The sequence below is a fragment of the Kribbella sp. NPDC020701 genome (assembly GCF_055562215.1).
This window is the reverse complement of sequence record NZ_JBVHFT010000005.1, coordinates 33,209-52,606: the sequence shown is the minus strand read 5'-3', so window position 1 is coordinate 52,606 and position 19,398 is coordinate 33,209. Positions and strand designations below refer to the sequence as shown.

At 67.8% G+C, this 19,398-nt stretch carries 19 protein-coding genes; 6 read left to right on the top strand and 13 right to left on the bottom strand.

Annotated elements, in window-relative coordinates:
- Positions 1–138: 138 nt before the first annotated feature.
- Complete coding sequence (locus tag ACZ3HV_RS13270; protein WP_465683965.1) at positions 139–519, top strand: hypothetical protein; 381 nt, start codon at positions 139–141, stop codon at positions 517–519.
- On the opposite strand, the gene ACZ3HV_RS13265 is transcribed toward ACZ3HV_RS13270, so the two are convergent.
- The 3 genes from ACZ3HV_RS13265 to ACZ3HV_RS13255 form a co-directional block, all read right to left on the bottom strand.
- Positions 516–1,937, bottom strand: a complete 1,422-nt coding sequence (locus ACZ3HV_RS13265) for a M28 family metallopeptidase (protein ID WP_465683963.1) — start codon at positions 1,935–1,937, stop codon at positions 516–518. The genes ACZ3HV_RS13270 and ACZ3HV_RS13265 overlap by 4 nt on opposite strands.
- Positions 1,938–2,032: 95 nt before the next feature.
- Positions 2,033–4,108 (bottom strand): M4 family metallopeptidase, encoded by a 2,076-nt coding sequence (locus ACZ3HV_RS13260; protein ID WP_465683961.1) that lies wholly within the window; start codon positions 4,106–4,108, stop codon positions 2,033–2,035.
- Positions 4,109–4,333: 225 nt separating this feature from the next.
- A complete protein-coding gene (locus ACZ3HV_RS13255; RefSeq protein ID WP_465683959.1) occupies positions 4,334–6,313 on the bottom strand; it encodes a thioredoxin domain-containing protein in 1,980 nt (659 codons plus the stop codon).
- Between the two features lie 63 nt (positions 6,314–6,376).
- Between ACZ3HV_RS13255 and ACZ3HV_RS13250 the strand changes: the two genes are divergently transcribed.
- Complete coding sequence (locus tag ACZ3HV_RS13250; protein WP_465683957.1) at positions 6,377–6,913, top strand: nitroreductase family protein; 537 nt, start codon at positions 6,377–6,379, stop codon at positions 6,911–6,913.
- Here the strand turns inward: ACZ3HV_RS13250 and ACZ3HV_RS13245 are convergent.
- The 3 genes from ACZ3HV_RS13245 to mca all read right to left on the bottom strand — a co-directional run bounded on the left by ACZ3HV_RS13245 (position 6,899) and on the right by mca (position 9,251).
- On the bottom strand, positions 6,899–7,924 hold the full coding sequence (locus ACZ3HV_RS13245; protein ID WP_465683955.1) for a copper resistance D family protein: 1,026 nt from the start codon (positions 7,922–7,924) through the stop codon (positions 6,899–6,901). The genes ACZ3HV_RS13250 and ACZ3HV_RS13245 overlap by 15 nt on opposite strands.
- 126 nt (positions 7,925–8,050) lie before the next feature.
- Complete coding sequence (locus tag ACZ3HV_RS13240) at positions 8,051–8,356, bottom strand: hypothetical protein (protein WP_465683953.1); 306 nt, start codon at positions 8,354–8,356, stop codon at positions 8,051–8,053.
- 31 nt (positions 8,357–8,387) lie between these two features.
- A complete protein-coding gene (gene mca / locus ACZ3HV_RS13235) occupies positions 8,388–9,251 on the bottom strand; it encodes a mycothiol conjugate amidase Mca (RefSeq protein WP_465683951.1) in 864 nt (287 codons plus the stop codon).
- Positions 9,252–9,308: 57 nt separating this feature from the next.
- Between mca and ACZ3HV_RS13230 the strand changes: the two genes are divergently transcribed.
- Complete coding sequence (locus ACZ3HV_RS13230) at positions 9,309–9,737, top strand: DUF4307 domain-containing protein (protein WP_465683949.1); 429 nt, start codon at positions 9,309–9,311, stop codon at positions 9,735–9,737.
- A gap of 302 nt (positions 9,738–10,039) precedes the next feature.
- A complete protein-coding gene (gene greA, locus ACZ3HV_RS13225; protein ID WP_465683947.1) occupies positions 10,040–10,552 on the top strand; it encodes a transcription elongation factor GreA in 513 nt (170 codons plus the stop codon).
- 56 nt (positions 10,553–10,608) lie between these two features.
- On the opposite strand, the gene ACZ3HV_RS13220 is transcribed toward greA, so the two are convergent.
- The 4 genes from ACZ3HV_RS13220 to ACZ3HV_RS13205 are packed head-to-tail and all read right to left on the bottom strand — an operon-like array spanning position 10,609 to position 13,501.
- A complete protein-coding gene (locus ACZ3HV_RS13220; protein ID WP_465683945.1) occupies positions 10,609–11,043 on the bottom strand; it encodes a VOC family protein in 435 nt (144 codons plus the stop codon).
- A gap of 17 nt (positions 11,044–11,060) precedes the next feature.
- Entirely contained in the window at positions 11,061–11,657 is a 597-nt protein-coding gene (locus ACZ3HV_RS13215) for a TetR/AcrR family transcriptional regulator (protein ID WP_465683943.1), read from the bottom strand.
- Between the two features lie 33 nt (positions 11,658–11,690).
- The gene (locus ACZ3HV_RS13210; protein ID WP_465683941.1) at positions 11,691–12,527 is read right to left on the bottom strand and encodes an ABC transporter permease; all 837 of its coding nucleotides are present in this window, start codon (positions 12,525–12,527) and stop codon (positions 11,691–11,693) included.
- Positions 12,524–13,501: an ATP-binding cassette domain-containing protein gene (locus tag ACZ3HV_RS13205; protein ID WP_465683939.1), complete on the bottom strand. Its 978-nt coding sequence runs from the start codon at positions 13,499–13,501 to the stop codon at positions 12,524–12,526. Before ACZ3HV_RS13205 ends, ACZ3HV_RS13210 begins: the two co-directional genes overlap by 4 nt.
- A gap of 148 nt (positions 13,502–13,649) precedes the next feature.
- On the opposite strand from ACZ3HV_RS13205, the gene ACZ3HV_RS13200 reads away from it, so the two are divergent.
- Positions 13,650–14,888: an MFS transporter gene (locus tag ACZ3HV_RS13200; protein WP_465683937.1), complete on the top strand. Its 1,239-nt coding sequence runs from the start codon at positions 13,650–13,652 to the stop codon at positions 14,886–14,888.
- Here ACZ3HV_RS13200 and ACZ3HV_RS13195 read toward each other — a convergent pair.
- Complete coding sequence (locus ACZ3HV_RS13195) at positions 14,870–15,958, bottom strand: hypothetical protein (RefSeq protein WP_465683936.1); 1,089 nt, start codon at positions 15,956–15,958, stop codon at positions 14,870–14,872. The genes ACZ3HV_RS13200 and ACZ3HV_RS13195 overlap by 19 nt on opposite strands.
- Before the next feature lie 152 nt (positions 15,959–16,110).
- Positions 16,111–17,574, bottom strand: a complete 1,464-nt coding sequence (locus ACZ3HV_RS13190; RefSeq protein WP_465683934.1) for an MFS transporter — start codon at positions 17,572–17,574, stop codon at positions 16,111–16,113.
- Between the two features lie 124 nt (positions 17,575–17,698).
- Between ACZ3HV_RS13190 and ACZ3HV_RS13185 the strand changes: the two genes are divergently transcribed.
- Positions 17,699–18,142, top strand: a complete 444-nt coding sequence (locus ACZ3HV_RS13185) for a MarR family winged helix-turn-helix transcriptional regulator (protein WP_465683932.1) — start codon at positions 17,699–17,701, stop codon at positions 18,140–18,142.
- Here the strand turns inward: ACZ3HV_RS13185 and ilvA are convergent, their stop codons facing one another.
- Positions 18,143–19,351: a threonine ammonia-lyase gene (gene ilvA / locus ACZ3HV_RS13180; RefSeq protein WP_465683930.1), complete on the bottom strand. Its 1,209-nt coding sequence runs from the start codon at positions 19,349–19,351 to the stop codon at positions 18,143–18,145.
- Positions 19,352–19,398: the final 47 nt, after the last annotated feature.

Genomic DNA, 19,398 nt, shown 5'->3' with positions numbered 1-19,398 from the left:
CCATGATGCGTGAGGAACCTGAGCAGATACGCAGTGGTCGCAGCGGTCGCCGGACTCGTGCTGAGCGGGTGCGGTAACGAGTCCGGCGGTGGGACCGGCAACCCCCCGCCGTCCTCACCCCCGAGCACTGTGCCGACGGTGACCCAGTCGACTCCGGTCGGCGCCGGGTTGCCCCTGACGGTCAGCCGGACCGGCGGGTTCGCCGGCTTCGACGACCAGGTGCTGATCACTCCCGACGGCGTCGCCACGGTGAGCTCGCGCGGCAAGGAGACGATCCGCTGCAAGCTCGACCCGAGCCTGCTGGCGACCATTACCACGGCCGCTCAGCAGGTCGACTGGGCGAGCCTGGTCGCCACCAAGGCGACCGTCAAACACCCCGACGACATGATCCTCGCGGTCTCGGCGAACGGGAAGACGGCCCGGCTGGAGGATCCCAAGGTCAAGGTACTGGCGGCCCCGGTGAGCAAGCTGCTCACCGAAGCCGCCATCCCACCAGGCAAGCTCTGCAAGCAGATCTAGCTCGTGGTCACCGCGACATCGTCGATGACGAAGCTGGTCTGCAGGGACGAGTCCTCCTGGCCGAGGAACCGCACGGTGACGGTTTTCCCCTTGTAGGCCAGGACGTTCAGCGTCTTCTGCACGTACGACGTGGTCTTGTTCAGGTTCGAGTACGTCGCCAGCGTCGTGGTGGTCGAGCCGTCGACGACTTGCACCTTCACCGTGTCGTACACCGTCGACGAGGTGGTCTCGGCAGTGTCGATCCGGATCCACAGCGACAGCGAAGCCGCCGTTGCCGTGGCCGGGATCGCCACCGACTGCCCGAGGCTCTCGGTGCTGCTCCGGCCGTTGCCCTGCAACCACGCCTTGTACGAACCACCGTGGGCCGGCCGGGACGTGCTGTTCGTGATCACGCCGGTGGTTCCGGTCCAGTTCACCGTACCGGATTCGAAGCCCGGGTTCTGCAGGAGGTTGTCACCGGATGGCGGGGGGCCGCCGGTGTAGTCCTTCTGGGCGTAGTTCCACATCATGTGGCCGATGGCATCGATCTGGCGGTCCAGCGAGGTCAGGTCCAGGTTGCTGATGGTGTCGCAGGACCGGTGGTAACAAGGGTCGAACGCCTGACCCGCCGTACCTCCCCACTTCGTTGCCTGGGCGGAGGATTTCGTCTCCTCCGCACCGGAGAACGTCCCGGCGGTCGGGATGCCGAGCGACCGGAACGCCGCGTGGTCGGAGCGGCCCTGGACGTCGATGAACTCGGTCTGGACGCTCTTGCTCGTGAAGTAGGAGGCCAGATCGTCGCGCGCACCGTCGCCGGCCGGGTTGTCGTCGTACACGAAGTAGCCGGGGTTCGGTGACGCGATCATGTCGAAGTTCAGGTACAGCTCGATCTTGTCCCGCTCGGCCGCGGGCAGGTTGTTGACGTAGTACTTCGAGCCGAGCAGACCGAGCTCCTCGGCACCCCAGAACCCGAACCTCAATCGGTTCCTGGGGGTCTGGCCGCCGGCAGCGTAAGCGAGGGCGGTTTCTAGTACGCCGGCGCTGCCTGAGCCGTTGTCGTTGATCCCCGGACCGGCGCTGACGCTGTCCAGGTGTGAGCCGGTCATCACCACGTGGTTCGCGTCGCCGTGCGGCCACTCCGCGATCACGTTGTACGACGTACCCGCCGAGGTGCTGAACGACTGCAAGGTGGTGGTGTACCCCGCTGCGTCGAGCTTGGCCTTCACGTAGTCGGCCGACGCCTTGTAGCCGGTCCGGCCGGTGTAGCGGTTGCCACCATTGGCCGTCGCGATGGACTGCAACTGGTCGAGGTGGGCCTTGGTGTTGGTGACGGAGATGTCCGGGGACTCGACCGGGGCGGCGGTAGCACTGTTGCTGGGGGCAAGCAACACGCCGGCGACCAGAACGGCGCCGAGTCCGGAGACGAGGGAGTTGTGCATGGGCGGATCTCCTTTGGCCTCAAGCAAAGAAGAGAATCCGGGGCGTGCGGGCCTGATGGGCGGAGTGCCCCGCACGCCCCGGACGAGTTACCGCATCAGCTCGCGGTGAGCGACGTGTCGTCGATGACGAAGCTGGTCTGCAGGGAGGAGTCCTCCTGGCCGACGAACTTCACCGTGACGGTCTTGCCCTTGTACGCCGTGACGTTCAGGGTCTTCTGGACGTACGACGTGCTCTTGTTCAGGTTGGAGTACGTCGCGAGCGTGGTCGTCGTCGACCCGTCGACGATCTGGACCTTCGCCGTGTCGTAGACCGTGGAAGTCGTGGTCTCGGCAGTGTCGATCCGGATCCAGAACGAGAGCGAGGCCGAGGTCGCCGAGGCCGGGATCGCGACCGACTGGCCGACGTTCTCGGTGGTGGCGCGACCGTTGCCCTGCAGCCACAGCTTCCAGCTACCGGTCCGCGCCGGGCGGCCGGTGTTGTTGGTGATCGGGCCCGAGGTGCCGGTCCAGTTCACCGCGCCGGACTCGAAGCCCGGGTTCAGCAGCAGGTTGTCGCCGGTCGGCGGCTCCGGGTCGCCACCGCCACTGCAGGCGGCCGCACCGGCCGGGACCGAGATGCCGCTGAACGCCGCCTCGATGCCCTTGCACTGCGTGGAGTCGGCGCCGTACAGCTCCTTCGCGGAGTTGATCGCACCCTCACGGGCGTCCTTGTAGGTGCTGCCCGAGCCCAGCTTGGTGCTCAGCGTGCGGTACCAGACCTTGGCGGCCACGTCGCGGCCGACACCGGTGATGGTGGCGCCGTTGCAGGCTGTGCTGCTGTGCGTCACGCCGCCGATGACCTTGCTGCCGGTGCCCTCGGAGGCCAGGTAGAACCAGTGGTTCAGCGGGCCGGAGGAGTAGTGCGGGTCGAGCCCACCGGTGCTGGTCGACCAGCAGTCCACGCTGGCCCCGTCCTTCGACGGCTTGTCCATGTAGCGCAGCGGGGTGCCGTTGCCGTTGATGTTGATCTTCTCGCCGATCAGGTAGTCACCCGGGTCGGACGAGTTGTTGGCGGAGAACTCCACCGCGGTACCGAAGATGTCGGAGGTGGCCTCGTTCAGGCCGCCCGCGTCACCGGAGTAGTTCAGGTTGGCGGTCGCCTCGGTGACACCGTGGCTCATCTCGTGGCCGGCGACATCGATCGCGGTCAGCGGACGGGCGTTGCCCGAGCCGTCGCCGTACGTCATCTGGGTACCGTCCCAGAACGCGTTCACGTACGCGTTGCCGTAGTGCACCCGCGACCGCGCGCCCTGGCCGTTGTTGAAGATGCCGTTCCGGCCGTGGACGTTCTTGTAGTAGTCCCAGGTCAGCTGGGCGCCGTAGTGCGCGTCCACACCGGCGGTCTGGCGGTTCGACGTGGCGCCGTTGCCCCAGGTGTCGTCGGGGTCGGTGAACGTGGTGCCGTTGCCGGAGGTCGCACCGTTGAGGTCGGTGGTGAAGTTCCCACCGCGGCTCGGGTCGGTCAGGCTGTAGCTGCCCGATGTACCGATGCTGACGGTGCCGGAGTACATCGAGTTGCCGGTACCGGTCTTGACCTCGTCGTCCTGGTCCAGCAGGGCGCCGGTCTTGGCGTCGATGAACGAGTGCAGCACGGACGGGGTCTGGTCCGCCTTCACACCGGTTGTGACGACCTCGTAGGCCAGCACGGGCTTGCTCGGCGTCACGAAGACGACCAGCGTGCCCTTGTTGCCGGTGGCCTTGAACTTGGCCGACTTCGCGGCCTTGGTGAGCGCGGCCGACTGGGACAGAGTCGGCTTGGTCGCGACCCCCACGGACTTGGCGCCGCGGTTGTAGGTGACCTGCCCGACCGCCTGGCCGGTGCGCTTGACGATCAGGTCGCCACCCACGACCTTCAGGCCGTTGTAGGTGCGGTCGTAGCGGACGTACTCGGTGCCGTCCGCATCCTTGACCACGTCGCGGACCTTGAGTTCTTCACCACCGGACAATCCGAGCGCGGCGGCCGTCTGCGCGGTCAGCGCCTGTTCGGCCTGGACGGCGGCCGGCTGGTTGAAGCCGGATGCCGGAAGCGGAGCCGCTCGGTTCGCGGCACCCGCGGGTGAGCCGGTGAACGCCCCGGCAAGACCCGCTGCCGCGACGATGGCCACCGCCCCTGCTGATGTCAGTCGTTTCAAGACAACATCTCCTCACGGTGTGGTCGCTGTTTGGGCGCAGCGACCGAATTCAGTTGGGGACGCCGGATGCACTGACGCAGCAGTGCCACTGCCTCATTTGTGACACTACGTATCAGGACGTGCGAGTTCTGTTACATCCGACTGAGGGAGGACTCTGGTCGCGAACGCGGCCGGAGTCAAGGGATTTGGCCGAAACGACAGGGAAAACCCGCACCGCCGACGATGTCAGCCGGCCGGATTCAGTTCCCGTCGAAGGTCTTCCGGCAACACGATCGGCAGCCGGCAGGTGAACTTCTGACATACGTACGCCGCCGGCTGCTGCCGGACGAGGTCGCGGCCCTCCATCAGCGGTACGGCGAGACCGGGGGCTCCGGCAACGATCGCCGTACCCCAGGGTGCGGCGGTCAGCGCGGTCCTTCGCAACTGCGGGGATTCGCCGACGATGGCGATCTCGAGCGGGCCGGCGGCGATCGTCTCGGCGACGGCCAGAGCGCGGCCGGCGAACCTCGGCGCGCGGGCGGCGATGGTGGCCGAGGCCTGCAGCGCCTGCTCGGCGGCGGTCTCGTAGCGGACCGATCCGGTCAGGCTCGCCAGCGTCGTGAACGCCTCGGCGGCCAGGCTCACACCGGCCGGGCTGGCGTTGTCGGTCGGGTCCTGCGGGCGCCAGACCAGTTCCTCCGCGTCGGCGGCCGTGTCGAAGTAGGAGCCATCAGCAACAAACTGCTCCAGTGTCCGGTTGAGCAGCGCCTCAGCCGTCTCGAACCACTCGATGTTGCCGGTGGCACCCAAAAGCGTCAGACAGCCCTGGGCGTACGCCGTGTAGTCCTCGAGGACACCGTGAGCCGTGCCACGGACGCCATCGCGGGACGTGCGGTGGAGGCGACCGGTCTCGTGGTCGAGATGTACGTCCCGGACCAATCCGGCCGCGTTCGCGGCGGCTTCGACGTACTCGGGCTTGGCGAAGACGATGCCGGCCCGGGTCAGGGCGGTGATGGCGAGACCGTTCCAGGCGGCAACCACTTTGTCGTCGCGACCGGGGTAGGTGCGGTCGCTGCGGGCATCCGCGAGGATTGCCCGGATGCGCTGCCAGCGGTCGGCGTCGTCGGGATCCTTGCGGAGCTGGAGGACCGAGGATCCTTGTTCGAAGGTGCCGGTGACGTCACAGAGGTCGATGACCCAGGTCGCGTCCTCGGTGTCGAGGACTTCGTGGAGTTGCTGCGGCGTCCAGACGTAGTACTTGCCCTCCTCCCCCTCGGTGTCGGCGTCGAGGGCGGAGGCGAAACCGCCTTCCTTCGTTCGCAGTTCCGTCAGGAGGAACTCGGCGGTCTCCTGGGCGATGCGCTGGGCGAGCGGGTCGGCGCTGACCGTCCACCACTGCGTGTAGACGTCGAGCAGGAGGGCGTTGTCGTAGAGCATCTTCTCGAAGTGCGGCACGACCCATCGGTCGTCGACCGAGTACCGCGCGAAACCGCCGGCGAGCTGGTCGTACATGCCACCGCGGGCCATTCGCTCGCAGGTCTTCGCGACCATCGCGAGCGCATCGTCGGACCCGGTCCGCCGGTGGTGGCGGAGCAGGAAGTCGAGCACCATCGACGGCGGGAACTTCGGCGCCTGCCCGAAGCCGGCGTCCACCGGATCGAAGTCGGCCTTGAGGAGTTGAGCCGCTTTCGCGGTGTCGATCTCGACCTGGGCCGATGCCTGCCGGGCACCCAGCTGCTCGACCACCCGGCGCCCGATCGCGTCGATCTGGTCGCGCTTGGTCTGCCACGCGTCGACGAGTGACTCGAGCACCTGCCGGAACGATGCCATCCCGCCACGCGGGTCCTTCGGGAAGTACGTCCCGCAGAAGAACGGCTCCGCGTCCGGCGTCAGGAACACCGACATCGGCCAGCCGCCCTGCCCGACCATCGCCACCGTCGCGGACATGTAGATCGCGTCGACGTCCGGCCGCTCCTCCCGATCCACCTTGATACTCACGAAGTGCTCGTTCAGATAAGCGGCGGTCTCCGCGTCTTCGAATGACTCATGTGCCATCACGTGACACCAGTGACAGGCCGAGTACCCGACCGACAGGAACACCGGCACGTCGCGCTCGCGTGCCTCCGCGAAGGCCCGTTCGGACCACTCCCGCCAGGCCACCGGGTTCTCCGCGTGCTGCCGCAGGTACGGGCTGGTGCTTCGGCCGAGCTCGTTGACGGACGCCATTCCCCCACCGTATGCGGTCCGCCGGGAAGGAATGGACCTGGCCGGACGACGCTTGAACCAGGCATGCCCGTACATCCGCTACTCGCCACCCGCTTCAGCCCGCTGCGCTTCGATCCCCAGCGGACGCTCACGGACGACGACGTGGATCTCCTGCTGGAGGCCGCGCGCTGGGCGCCGTCGGCCGGCAACTCCCAGCCCTGGGCGTACTTCACCGCGCGCCGCGACGAGCCGGACCACAAGCGGCTCGTCCAGCACCTGGCAGCCAGCTCCGGCCGGTGGGCACCCAGCGCCGCACTCCTCGTCGTGACGATGGCGCATCGCTACATCGAGGACACCGACTGGGCCTACTCGGACTTCGCCGACTACGACCTGGGCCAGTCGGTCGCCCACCTGACCCTGCAGGCACACGCGATGGGCTTAGCCTGCCGCCAGTTCCGAGCCTTCGACCTCGACGCCCTCACCACCGACCTGGCCCCCGGCCCCGGCTGGCACATCATCTCCATGATCGCCGTGGGCCAAGCCGCCGAAGAACGCCCCGCCGACCGAGAGCGCCGTACGACGACCGACCTCCGAACGGCGCCGTGGTCAGGCGGTCTGTGACAGGGCTACCGAGAGGCCTAGGGCCAGGGCCATGATGAAGAGTTCGGTGCCGACTATCTGCCAGAAGGGGCGGCCGCCGTCGAGGAGGTCGCCGATGGCTCGGCGGCGGTGGAGCCAGGCGAGTATGAGGAGGACGAAGAAGACGGCGACCTTGGCGATCAGGAGAGCGCCGTAGGAGTCCGAAGTGAGGACGTCCGGGATCGTGCCCCAGCCGCCGCCGGCCGCGGCCAGTCGGCCGGCCGCGCTGAGCAGGCCGCTCAGGAGGACGGCGATCGACGAGATCAGCGCGACCTGGTGGTAGCGCTCGAGCACGATCGGCAACCCGGTACGACTGGCCCGGCCGTAGCGGACCAGGCCCGCGAGGCCGCCGATCCAGGTGGTCGCGGCGATGACGTGCACCACCAGGGCCGCGCCGGCGATGACGACGTACGACTCGTTGCGTGGGTACGCCGTGACCGCGGTCGGGACGAGTGCCGCGATGGCGACCAGGACGCCGAGACCGGCGGCGGACGAGGTCTGCACCCGGCGGATCCCGACGGCGAGCGCGAGTACCAGGATGCCGGTGATCAGCAAGGACTTCACCTCGGGGACGCCGAGGGCGTCGTCGAGGCGGAAGCGGAGCAACTCCACCGGGGTGTCGAGCAGGATCGCCGCGGTCACGATCGCACCGGCGAAGGCGCAGACCGCCCAGATGACGGCCGAGTTACTGGCATCCCGGACGGCCCGGCGGCCTTGGACGCCGAGCGGACCGCCTTCGATCCGGAGCAGCACGACCGCGGCGAGCAGGGCGCCCGCGCAGCCGACCGTCGCAAGTGTGGCGATCAGCCGGAAGAACGGCAGTAGCCATGAGACGAACAGGCTCGGGCCGCCGATCCCCCCGATGTCGCGCGGCTCGCTGTCGGCCGCGAACAGGGCAAAGACCAGCGCAATCGTGGCGATGAGGATCGCACCCATACCACCCGCGACCAGGCGTCCGGGCATGCGATGCCGGGCGGAGCGGGTTGCGGTCACAGAGCGGACCCGCTCTCGGCACCATTCAGCACCCGGCTCACTATAGGGTCAGCCGGAGGTGGGCAGCCCAGCCCGACACCATCTCGTGATCAGCGTGTCGCCAAGCTGCCAGGAATCAGGCCTGCATTACTGCTGAGAGTGTTCCTTGGAATCACTCTGCGTCGGCGTCGGGGTCGCCTTCGTATCCGTCGGCCCGGCATCGCCAGCCGGGGCCGCTGAGCTGTCCGTGCTCGCTGGGCCGCCGGACGGTGCTGGGCCGTCCGCACTGTCGTTCTCGCCGTCGAAGTCGATCTTCTTCAACTGCTTGCCCATGTTGCGCCACAGCAGCACCGTGGCGGCACCGAGAGCGAGCACGATCAGCAGCGCGACCCAGCCGGGGCGCACCGAGTTCGGGTCGATCTCGGCCGTCAGAAGGGAGGTCGTCGCTGTCACGCCACCAGTCTCTCACTGTCTTCGCCCGCCGTCAGCGGAGCCCCGCGAACAGATCATTCTCAGGCAGCTCCGACTCGATCAGACTCCGAGCGAGCTCGTAGTCCTCGGTCGGCCAGGCCGCCTGGTGCACTTCCAGCGGTACGGCGAACCACGCGCCGTCGGGGTCGATCTGGGTCGCGTGGGCGAGCAGCGCCTTGTCCCGGACCGCGAAGTACTCGGCGCACTCGACCCGGGTGGTGATCCGGCGCTCGTTCTCCGGGTCCGGCTTCCAGTCCTGCAGGCGTTCGGCGTACGGCGACTCCAGGCCGCGGGCGATCATCCCGTCGTGCAGCGCCTTCATCCGCTCGTAGTGGAAGGTGTGGTGGTAGTAGAGCTTGAGCGGCTGCCACGGCTCGCCGAGCTCGGGGTAGGCGTCCTTGTCGCCGGCCGCCTCGAACGCGGCCACGGTGATCGTGTGGCACATGACGTGGTCCGGGTGCGGGTAGCCGCCGTTCTCGTCGTACGTCGTGACGACCTGCGGACGGAACTCGCGGATGAGCTTCACCAGCGGGGCGGCGGCGTCCTCGGCCTTGAGCGCACCGAAGCAGCCCTCCGGCAGCGGTGGCAGCGGGTCACCCTCGGGGAACCCCGAGTCGACCCAGCCGAGCCACTCCTGCCGGATCCCGAGGATCTCCCGGGCCGAGTCCATCTCCCGCCGGCGGATCTCGGTGATGTTCGCCAGCACTTCCGGGCGATCCATCTTCGGATTCAGGATCGACCCGCGCTCCCCACCGGTACACGTGGCGACCATGACCTCGACACCTTCGGCCACGTACCGAGCCGTCGAAGCGGCTCCCTTACTCGACTCGTCATCCGGATGGGCGTGCACATGCAACAACCGAAGATCTCCGCTCACAAGACACAATGGTCCTCCAACCCCACCCCAATCCCACACCGACCCCCTGGACCCACCTTGACCGAGCCATCTCCCACCACCCCGACGACAGACCTCGACGCCCGGTACGGGCGGGACAGGAGGTCTCGGCGGCCGTTGATCATCGGCGTCGTGGGTGTGGTGGCGCTGGCCGGGCTGGCGTGGCTGGCCTGGGCGGCGATCATCGGGTCGAATCCGCAGGTGACGTCGCGCCTGCTGGGGTTCGAGGTGACGTCGGCGACGAGCGCGAAGGCGACCATCCAGGTCGATCGCACCAAGTCCGTCGAGGCGAGCTGCCGCCTGCAGGCCAAGGCCGCCGACTTCTCCATCGTCGGCGAGCTCACCCTCACCGTCCCGGCCGACTCCCCCCGCCACCAGACCCTCCCCACCACTCTCACAACGCAACGCTCCGCGACGTCCGTCGTGCTCATCGGCTGCACCACCGCCGACTCGCATCACCCGCACTGAATTACTGCCCCGATCGGTACGAAAATCCGGCTGACAACGGAATCCCGGGGTCGCTCGCGGGCAAGTACCGTACCCGGAAACCTGCTGGTCGGAGGCATATTGGACGGTGCGATGGCAACTGATTGCCGATGAAGGGTGCGAGATGTGGGAAAAAGCACCGGATAAGCGGTATCCCAGCGTTTGAGCGTTCAAAGAACTGTGGGGTTCTCCGCCGTAACTTGCTACGCTCAGTGGATTGGTCGCCGTCGACGACGGCGGCCAAGAGCTTTTCTGCCCCATCCCACCGACACAAGGAGCAGCCCGTGACGCAGCGGATCGAAGAGGACAGCGTTGTCTGGCTGACGCAGGACGGTTACGACCAGCTGAAGTCCGAGCTCGAGCACCTCAAGGGCCCCGCCCGTGCCGAGATCACCCAGCGGATCAGCGAGGCCAGGGACGAGGGCGACCTCAAGGAGAACGGTGGCTACCACGCCGCCAAGGACGAGCAGGGCAAGATCGAGGCGCGGATCCGGCAGCTGGAGGACATGCTGCGGCGCGCGCGGGTCGGCGAGACCCCGAAGAAGGGCGGCAAGGTCGAGCCCGGGATGAAGGTGTCGATCAAGTTCGCCGGTGACGACGACGTCGAGACGTTCCTGCTCGGCTCCCGCGAACTGCTCGCCCTCGACGCGTCGGTCGACATCGACGTGTACTCGCCGCAGTCCCCGCTCGGCTCGGCGATCCTCGGCAAGAAGAAGGGCGACAAGGCCACCTACGAGGCCCCCAACGGCAAGGACGTGACCGTCGAGATCGTCGGCGCGGAACCCTTCACCGGCTGACCCACCACCCAGCTTCGGCGCCCCGGTGGACAACCACCGGGGCGCTTGCTTTTCGCCTACTGCGTAACCGGCGCGAAGAGCTCCAGCTGGATGTTGTCCTGGTCGCGGAAGACGAGGACCGAGGCATAGGGCTCGTCGGCGATCGGGGACTGCGTGAGCGGCTTGTCGGCGGTGTCGGCACGAACAACGCCGTGCGCCTCCAGGTGGTCCTGCCACTGCTCGAGATCGGCGCGGCTGCCGACCGTGAAGCCGGCGTGGTCGAGGCCGGTGGTGGTCTCCTTGCAGAGGCCGCCGTCGTTGGCGTCGTGGCGGTGCAGGGCGATCATCAGCTGATGGTCGGCGTCGGCGAGGATACGGCCGACACCACCTTGATGCGGCACGTCCATGACGGGGTGGAGGCCGAACACTTCGCCGTACCACTGGACGCTCGACTCGAGGTCGGTCACGGTCAGGGCCAGGTGATGGAGTTGTGGCTGAGCGACAGTGGTCATGAGTGGTTCCCCCTTGGTTACGTGGCTCCCCCGCTACCGAACTGAGCGAGGAACATCCGGGTGACGTCCTCGACGAGCCCGCTCCACCGGTCGCCGCCCGGGTCGTTGGAGATCTGCTGGCCGACCAGGCCGACGGTGATGGCGGTCCAGATGTCGAGGTGCCGCGGATCGTGCACGCCGTTGCGTGCGAGGAGCTCGCGGGTGACCTCCAGGGCACCGATCGCGAGCTCATAGGACTCGGCCGACGGCGTGAAGCCGGGCACCGAGTGCTGGAAGAGCAGCTGATACCGGGGTACGTCGGACACGCAGAACGCGACGAACGCCTGCGCCTCGGTCAGCAGATCCTCTTGTGGGTCGTCGGTCGCCGGCAGCGAGGCCTTCAGGTCGACGAATGCCTGAGACGCCTGGGCGAACATCGCGTCCAGGATCGCGTTCTTGGACTCGAAGTACGCGTACAGGGTCGGCGTCGTGATGCCCGCCCGGCGCGCGAGCTCGCGCAAGGACAGGGCCCCCAGCCCGTCCTCGCCCACCAGCTCCCACGCGGCCGCCAGCACGTTGGCCCGGGCGCTCTCCCGCCGCGCCTCACGCCAGTTCGCCGCCGGTTTCTTTAACACAGTTCGGATTATTTGCACGCCGTATAAGTATTGTCAATGCCCAGTGGCGCTCCGGTACTTGCGGACGGCCAGCGGCGCGAAGACGGCGATGATCACGGAGCACCAGATCAGGGAGAGCCAGACCGGGTGCCGGGCGGGGAAGCTGTCGGGGTTGGGGAAGGGGGACGGGTTGCCGAAGAGGTGACGGCAAGCGGCGACGATGGAGGAGATCGGGTTCCACACGGCGATCGGTTGCAAACCGCTGGGCAACTGCGGCACCGGAACGAAGGCGTTCGAGAGGAAGGTCAGCGGGAACAGCCAGATGAGACCGGCCGACGCCGCCACCTCGGGACCTCCGACGGAGAGGCCGATCAGTGCGCCGACCCACAGCATCGCGAACGCGAACAACAGCAGGATCCCGAACGCCGCCAGCGCCTGGCCGAAGCCGTGGTGCCAGCGCCACCCGACGATCAACCCGCAGATCACCATGACCACCATCACGAAAGCGTTGAACACCAGGTCACCGACGACCCGGCCGGCGATCACCCCGGACCTTGCCATCGGCAACGACCGGAACCGGTCGATGAGTCCCTTCGACATGTCGTCGGCCAGCCCGACGCTCGACGACGCGACCGCGAACGCCATCGTCTGGGCGAAGATCCCGGCCATCAGGAACTCCCGGTACGCCCGCGGCCCCGGAAAGCCCGGGATCGGGATCGCGTTGCCGAAGACGTAGGCGAACAGCAGCACGAACATGATCGGCTGGATGGTCGCGTAGATCACCATGTCCGGCGTCCGCGGGATCCGCTTCAGACTCCGCCAAGCCAGCACTCCCGCATCGGTCAGTGCCCGGCCCAACGGGTTCACCCGAGCCGGCAGCTCGATACTCACAACGACTCCTTCTGCTCGGCCTCATGCCCGGTCAGGGTGAGGAACACGTCATCCAGCGTCGGTCGCCGCAGTCCGACATCGGCGATCTTGATCCCGGCGGTGTCCAAGGTCCGGATCACGTCGACCAGCGCACCCGAGCCGCCCGGCGCCGGCACGGTGATCCGGCGACTGTGCTCCTCGAGGGTGGTGGTGTCCGGGTCGGCGATGCCGAGCGCGTCCGTGAGCAGCTCCAGCGCCCGGTGCGTCTCGTCCGAGTCGTGGACGATGACCTCGATCCGCTCGCCACCGACCTTCGCCTTGAGCTCGTCCGCCGTACCGCGGGCGATCACCGTGCCGTGGTCGACCACGACGATGCTGTCGGCGAGCTCGTCGGCCTCCTCCAGGTACTGCGTCGTCAGCAGGATGGTCACGCCTTCACTGACCCGGTCGCGGATGATCTTCCACAGGTCGAGGCGCGAGCGCGGATCGAGACCCGTCGTCGGCTCGTCGAGGAACAGCACCCGCGGGTGGGCGATCAGCGAACCGGCCAGGTCGAGACGCCGGCGCATGCCGCCCGAGTAGGTCTTCAGGATCCGGTCGGCGGCGTCGGTCAGATCGAACGTCGCCAGCAGCTCTTCGGCCCGTTGTTTCGCCTGCTGACTGCTCAGCCGGTACAGCCGGCCGAACATCCACAGGTTCTCCCGGCCGGTGAGCAGCTCGTCGACCGCGGCGTACTGACCGGACAGGCCGACCAGCGAGCGGACCGCGTCGGCATCCTTCACCACGTCGTGGCCGAGCACCCGGGCCGAGCCCGCGTCCGGTTTCATCAGAGTGGTCAGCACCCGGACTGCCGTGGTCTTCCCGGCGCCGTTCGGCCCGAGCAGGCCGAGCACACTCCCCTCCGGGATCTCCAGATCGATCCCATCGAGTGCTTTGACCGTGTTCTTCCTGGTCTTGAACGTCTTCACGAGGCCGGTCGCCTCGACAGCAGCCATTCCGCACGTCCCCTTCTGGTTGTGACGCAGGCCACTATCCTGCCCGAGGGGTCCGACAATTTCATCCGGGAATTAAATTGAGTCGAGTCGACTCAACTTTGTTGACAGTTGAGTCGACATGACTCAATCCAGCGCCTACGGTCCCGGCATGAGCATCCTCCGCCACCCGGATTTCCGCCGTCTGTGGATCGCAGACCTGCTCAGCCAGCTCGGCTCGCGCTTGAGCATGATCGCGATCCCCCTGCTCGCCGTACTCACGCTGGACGCGTCGACCCTGCAGGTGTCGCTACTCCGGACATGCGAGACGGCGGCCTGGCTGCTGCTCGGTCTGTTCGCCGGCGCGTGGGTCGACCGGGTCCGATGTCTCCCAGTGCTCGTGTACGCCGACGTGGGCCGGGCAGTCCTCTTCGCATCCATCCCAGTGGCCGCGTGGTTCGGCGTACTGAGTCTCACGCAGCTGTACGTCGTACTGGCGCTGACCGGGATCGTCACCGTGCTGTTCGACGTGGCGCACAGCTCGTATCCGCCCCGGCTGCTCGAGCCGGACCAGCTGTTGCCTGGTAACGCGAAGCTGGCCGCCAACCACTCCATCGGCGCGGTGATCGGCGCCGGTGCGGGCGGCGTACTCGTCCAGTTCCTGGGTGCGGCTGTGACCATCGGACTGGACGCTCTGAGCTTCCTATGGTCCGCAGTGTGGCTTCGCTCGATCCGTACGCCGGAAGCCCAGCCAGTGAAGCCAGAGCGGCCAAACCTGCGCCGGGAGATCGCGGACGGCATGCGCTACGTGTTCATGCATCCGCTGCTGCGGCCGATCGCACTGAACACTGCGACGACCATGCTGTTCCAGGCGGCCGCCGGCGCGATCATGATCGTCTACCTGGTCCGCGAGGTGCACCTGCAGCCGGGCACCATCGGCGTACTGAGCATGATCGGTCTTGGCGGAGCCATAGTCGCGTCAGTGGTCACAGAGAAGATCAGCAACAGGTACGGCGACGCCCGCACGCTACTGCTGTCAGCTACGGGTATCGGCGTCGCCTTCACCCTGCAGGCGCTGACCGCACCGGGCTGGCTGGTGAGCTGGTACGTCGTCTCGATGTTGCTCGCCGGATTCTGCATCATCGTCAGCTACATCGTGCAGGTGAGCCTGAGGCAGTGTGTCTGCCCACCGGAGCTGCAGGGACGCGTCAGCGCCACCATGAGCTTCGTGAGCTGGGGAGCCGCTCCCCTCGGCAGCCTGCTCGGCGGTGCGCTCGGTACGGCGTTCGGACTGCACGCGACCTTGTGGGTCGCCGGTCTGGCGACCCTCGCAGGCACAGCCTTCCTCTATTTCTCACCGTTCCGCACCCTGCGCAGCGTCCAGGCCCTACGTCAGTCGGAGGCGATCTGAGCCGTGCCGACCAGGACCTCGACGTCGAGGGCGGCGCGACCGCGGCCGATCTCCACGTCCTTGGACTGGCCGGAAACCGCGCCGGTCCAGGTGACCCGGCCGAGCTGGGCCTCGGTGTGCACGCGAACGTCGGAGCCGCGGCGCAGAGTCACGTTGGCCGTGCCGGACTCGACCCGCACGCGGGAGCGACCCTTGGTGATCTGGGCGTCCAGGTTGGCCGACCCCGCCTGGACGAGCAGGTCGATCGGACCGTCCACGTCCGTGACCTTCGCCGTACCGGCGGTGACGCGGACCCGGCTCAGCCCGGGCAGCCGCTCGGCCAAGACACTGCCGCCGGTCACCTCGACCTCGACCTGGAGGCTCGGGTTGACCCGGATGGACAGCTCCTTGGCGAGGCCGTTCACGTGCGACTTCAGGTTGGTCGGGTTGCGCAGCATGCTGAACCCGTCGATCGAGACACCCATATCGCCTTCACTGCTGATCGCGAGGGTGTCGCCGTCGCGCTTGATCACATGCGGACCGTCCACGGCGACCCCGTTGACCGCCGGCTCGCCGATCAGGCGCACCCGCCGTCCGATCGCCCGCACCGTCACCCGCTGCACTCCCGCCGGCATCGGCACGTTGCTGTGCTCCTCCTCGACCTCTTCGACTTCCTCCGGGGCCTCCTCCAAGGTCTGCTCCGAGGTCTGCTCGGCCTCAGCGGGCGCCTCGTCGACCACACTGTCCTGAACGCCGTTCGCGGCGGGTTCGGCAGCGTGCCGGGCCTCGGGCTGATCAGTTGCGTCCGGGGAGTCGACCGCGTCGGCCCACACGGAGGTGGACGGGACTTCGTCGCCCGTCGGCCACGGCCACGGCGGCTTGCCCTCGGACGGCTTGCCGTCGGCAACAGGCTCTTGAGCGACCGGTCCGTCGGCGGCATCCGTCGTACCGGGGGTCGTCTCCTGCGCCGTGCCGGAGGCGGCCGGCCGGATGGCTGCGATCAGGGTCGTGGCTTCTTCCGGGGAAAGGTGGCCCTTGGCGACCCGGTCGAGGATGTCTTTGACCCGCTGGTCGTAGCTCTGGTTGCTCATGCCCCCAGTCCAGCACCCGGCCGGGTCGAAACCAATCCGGGATCGCCCCGAAACCTCACCGAACGCAGCAGCGCGGGCCCCGGGGAGTAGCCCGGGACCCGCAACTGCGTCTCTATCAACCGCACAGCTCCGGGAAGAGCTGGTTGTTGTTGTCAGGCGGCCGGGGTCATCTCCTCCTCGGCCAGTTCGTTCTGTACGGCGGCCAGCTCAGCGGTCTCCGCGTCCTCGGCGGCCCGGCGAGCCTTCAGACCACGCAGACCGGTGAGTGCGATCACCAGGCCGAGCGCCGCGATCCCGGTCACCACACCCAGCCCCGGCTTGTACGCCGACAGCATCCCGGCCGGCGTGGTCACACCAGCCGACTGGCTGCTGATCACCGCGGTCACGATCGCGAGGACCACCGCGCCACCGACCTGGTTGGAGGTGTTGAACAGTCCGGACGCGAGCCCCTGCTCGTGGTCCGGGACCCCCGACACCGCCTGGATGTTCAGCGCCGGGAACCCGATCGCGAAGCCGAGCCCGAGCAGCATGATCGTCGGGAAGACGGTCGAGAAGTACGCCGCCTCCGGGCCGATCCGCAGCGACAGGGCGTATCCGGCGACGAACAGCGCCATCGAGGTGATGATCATCGTCTCGGTCCCGAACCGGTCGGCCAGCTTGCCCGCGTTCGGCGACAGGGTGGCGACCAGCAGGCCGGCCGGCAGGAACGCCAGCGCGGTCTCGAACGACGACCAGCCGAGCAGGTTCTGCATGTACAGGGTGCCGATCAGCTGGAAGGCGACGTACGCACCGAACACGGTCAGGATGGCCAGGTTCGCCCGCCGCAGCGAGGCGTTGCGCAGGATGCCGAGCCGGACCAGCGGGTGCTTGGACCGCAACTCGATCGCGACGAAGGCGCCCAGCAGGACGATCGCGAGGGCGAACATCCCGAAGGTCTGCACCGACACCCAGCCGGCGTGCTCGGCGCCGACGACGGCGTAGACCAGGGACAGCATGCCGCCGGTGACGGTGATCGCACCGGGTACGTCGTACCCGCCGGCGACCTCGTCCCGCGGGCTGTTCGGGATCAGCTTGATCGCGAACAGGAGCACGATCAGAGCGACCGGGCCGGGCATTAGGAAGGTCCAGCGCCAGCCGACCTCGGTCAGCGCGCCGCCCAGGATCAGGCCCATCGAGAAGCCGCTGGCGGCGCAGGTGGTGAAGATGCTGAGGGCGCGGTTGCGATCCGGGCCCTCGTGGAAGGTCGTGGTGATGATGGAGAGCGCGGCGGGCGCGGTGAACGCGGCGGCGACGCCCTTGACGAACCGCGCGGCGATGAGCAGTTCGGGATTGGTGGCCAGCGAGCTCAGCATCGAGACCGCGGCGAACACGGCCAGCGCGATCAGGAAGACGCGGCGGCGGCCGAGCAGGTCGGCGGTCCGGCCGCCGAGCAGCAGCAGGCCGCCGTACCCGAGCACGTAGCCGGTCACGACCCACTGGAGGGACGAGAGCGAGACGTTCAGGTCGGAGCCGATGGACGGCAGGGACATGCCGACCATGGAGACGTCCAGGCCGTCGAGGAAGATCACGCCGCAGACCACCAGGAGAGCGCCCCAGAGGCGCGCGTCCCAGGTCATGCGAGCCGGTGATGTGGTTTGCGTTGTCTGTGTCACAAGGGGAGACTATTCCATGCACATGCATCTAATGTCTAGGCATTAAATGTGCTTGCATTGATTGCGCATGCATGATAACGTCGCACCCATGGCCGCTACGAAGGTCAGCGTTGGGACTGGTGAGACCAGCGCCGATGTCAGTGCTGATGTCAGGGAATGGCGCGAGCTACTCGCCCGCCATGCCGACCTGACCTGCGCCCTCGACCGGGCCCTGCAGACCGGTCACTCGCTCGGCATGAGTGAGTACGAAGTGCTCGAGCGTCTCGCCGAGCTCCCCGAGCAGTCCGCGAAGGTCGCGACGATCGCCAAGTCCGTGCACCTGAGCCAGAGCGCCCTGTCCCGCGTGATCGGCCGCCTCGAGGTGGCCGGCCTGGTCGAGCGCCACATGTGCCCGGAAGACCGTCGCGCTGTCAACGTCCGGCTGACCGAGGACGGCCTGCAGCGCCAGACCGAGGCCAAGCCCACCCAGCGCCAGGTCCTTGCCGAGCGGCTGCACGCCCCGCTGGTGAAGAGCTGCGCACCGCTCGACTGATCAGTTGAGCGTGTAGGTGTAGTCGTTGCTCGTCAGCGTGCTCAGCACCCGCCCACGGTGATCCTCGCCGCGCAGTTCGAGCTGCAAGGCGACCTCGACCTCGTCCAGGTGCAGCGTCTCCGAGATGCGTTCGTGCAGCACCTCGATGATGTTGACGTCCAGGTCCGCGAGCTGGGTGAGCAGCCTGGCCAACCCGCCCGGCGTGTCCGGGATCCGCACCCGCAAGGACAGGTAGCGGCCGGCTGCCGCCATGCCGTGCCGGATGACCCGCATCAGTAGCAGCGGGTCGATGTTGCCACCGGACAGCACCGCCACGACCGGCGGCTTGAACCGCGTCGGCTCGTCGAGTACGGCGGCCACCGCAGCCGCACCGGCTGGCTCGACCACGAGCTTCGCGCGCTCGAGTACCAGCAAGAGGGCCTTGGACAACGAATCCTCGCCGACCGTGCGCATCTCCCCGACGTACCGCTGGACCGTCTCGAACGGCACCTTGCCCGGCAGCCCGACCGCGATCCCGTCCGCCATCGTCGCCATGTGGTCGAGCTGCACCGGCTCGCCGGCTTCCAGCGAGGCCGGGTACGCCGCCGCACCCGCGGCCTGTACGCCGATAACCTCGATCGGCACCCCGTCACGCTGCATCGCGGACGCGATCCCCGCGACGAGTCCACCTCCACCGGTCGGTACGACGACCGTCCGCACCTGCGGGCACTGCTCGACGATCTCGAGCCCGGTGGTCGCCTGACCGGCCACGATGTCGGGATGGTCGAACGGGTGGATCAGCACCGCACCGGTCTCGGCCTCGAACTCCCGGGCCGCCCGTAGACACTCGTCGATCGAGGTTCCGACGAAACGGATCTCGGCGCCGTACGCGCGGGTCGCCTTCTCCTTCGGGATCGGGGCGCCGTGCGGCATGAACACGGTCGACTTGATCCCGAGCAGCTGCGCCGCCAGCGCGACGCCTTGGGCGTGGTTGCCGGCACTGGCCGCGACCACGCCGCGCCTGCGTTCGGCCTTGGTCAGCCGGGCCATCCGCACGTACGCACCACGCAGCTTGAACGACCCGGTCCGCTGCAGGTTCTCGCATTTCAGGAACACGTCTCCGCCGACGAGTTCACTCAGCCACCGCGAGTACTCCAGCGGCGTCGGCGCGACCACGTCATGCAACAGGTCCGCCGCCCGCGCGATGTCCTTGGCATCGATCACGCTCATCACCCTACGCAGGAAAAGCCGTTGCACCGGCCACATACGCTGCAGCT

Bases quoted from the DNA above. Each gene is read 5' to 3' on its own strand.
- ACZ3HV_RS13220 (WP_465683945.1), bottom strand. From the start codon at position 11,043: ATGACCACTGTCGCTCAGCCACAACTCCATCACCTGGCCCTGACCGTG.
- ACZ3HV_RS13255 (WP_465683959.1), bottom strand. From the start codon at position 6,313: ATGGCGTCCGTCAACGAGCTCGGCCGAAGCACCAGCCCGTACCTGCGG.
- ACZ3HV_RS13205 (WP_465683939.1), bottom strand. From the start codon at position 13,501: ATGGCTGCTGTCGAGGCGACCGGCCTCGTGAAGACGTTCAAGACCAGG.
- ACZ3HV_RS13190 (WP_465683934.1), bottom strand. From the start codon at position 17,574: ATGACCTGGGACGCGCGCCTCTGGGGCGCTCTCCTGGTGGTCTGCGGC.
- ACZ3HV_RS13200 (WP_465683937.1), top strand. From the start codon at position 13,650: ATGAGCATCCTCCGCCACCCGGATTTCCGCCGTCTGTGGATCGCAGAC.
- ACZ3HV_RS13265 (WP_465683963.1), bottom strand. From the start codon at position 1,937: ATGCACAACTCCCTCGTCTCCGGACTCGGCGCCGTTCTGGTCGCCGGC.
- ilvA (WP_465683930.1), bottom strand. From the start codon at position 19,351: ATGAGCGTGATCGATGCCAAGGACATCGCGCGGGCGGCGGACCTGTTG.
- ACZ3HV_RS13250 (WP_465683957.1), top strand. From the start codon at position 6,377: ATGCCCGTACATCCGCTACTCGCCACCCGCTTCAGCCCGCTGCGCTTC.
- ACZ3HV_RS13185 (WP_465683932.1), top strand. From the start codon at position 17,699: ATGGCCGCTACGAAGGTCAGCGTTGGGACTGGTGAGACCAGCGCCGAT.
- ACZ3HV_RS13195 (WP_465683936.1), bottom strand. From the start codon at position 15,958: ATGAGCAACCAGAGCTACGACCAGCGGGTCAAAGACATCCTCGACCGG.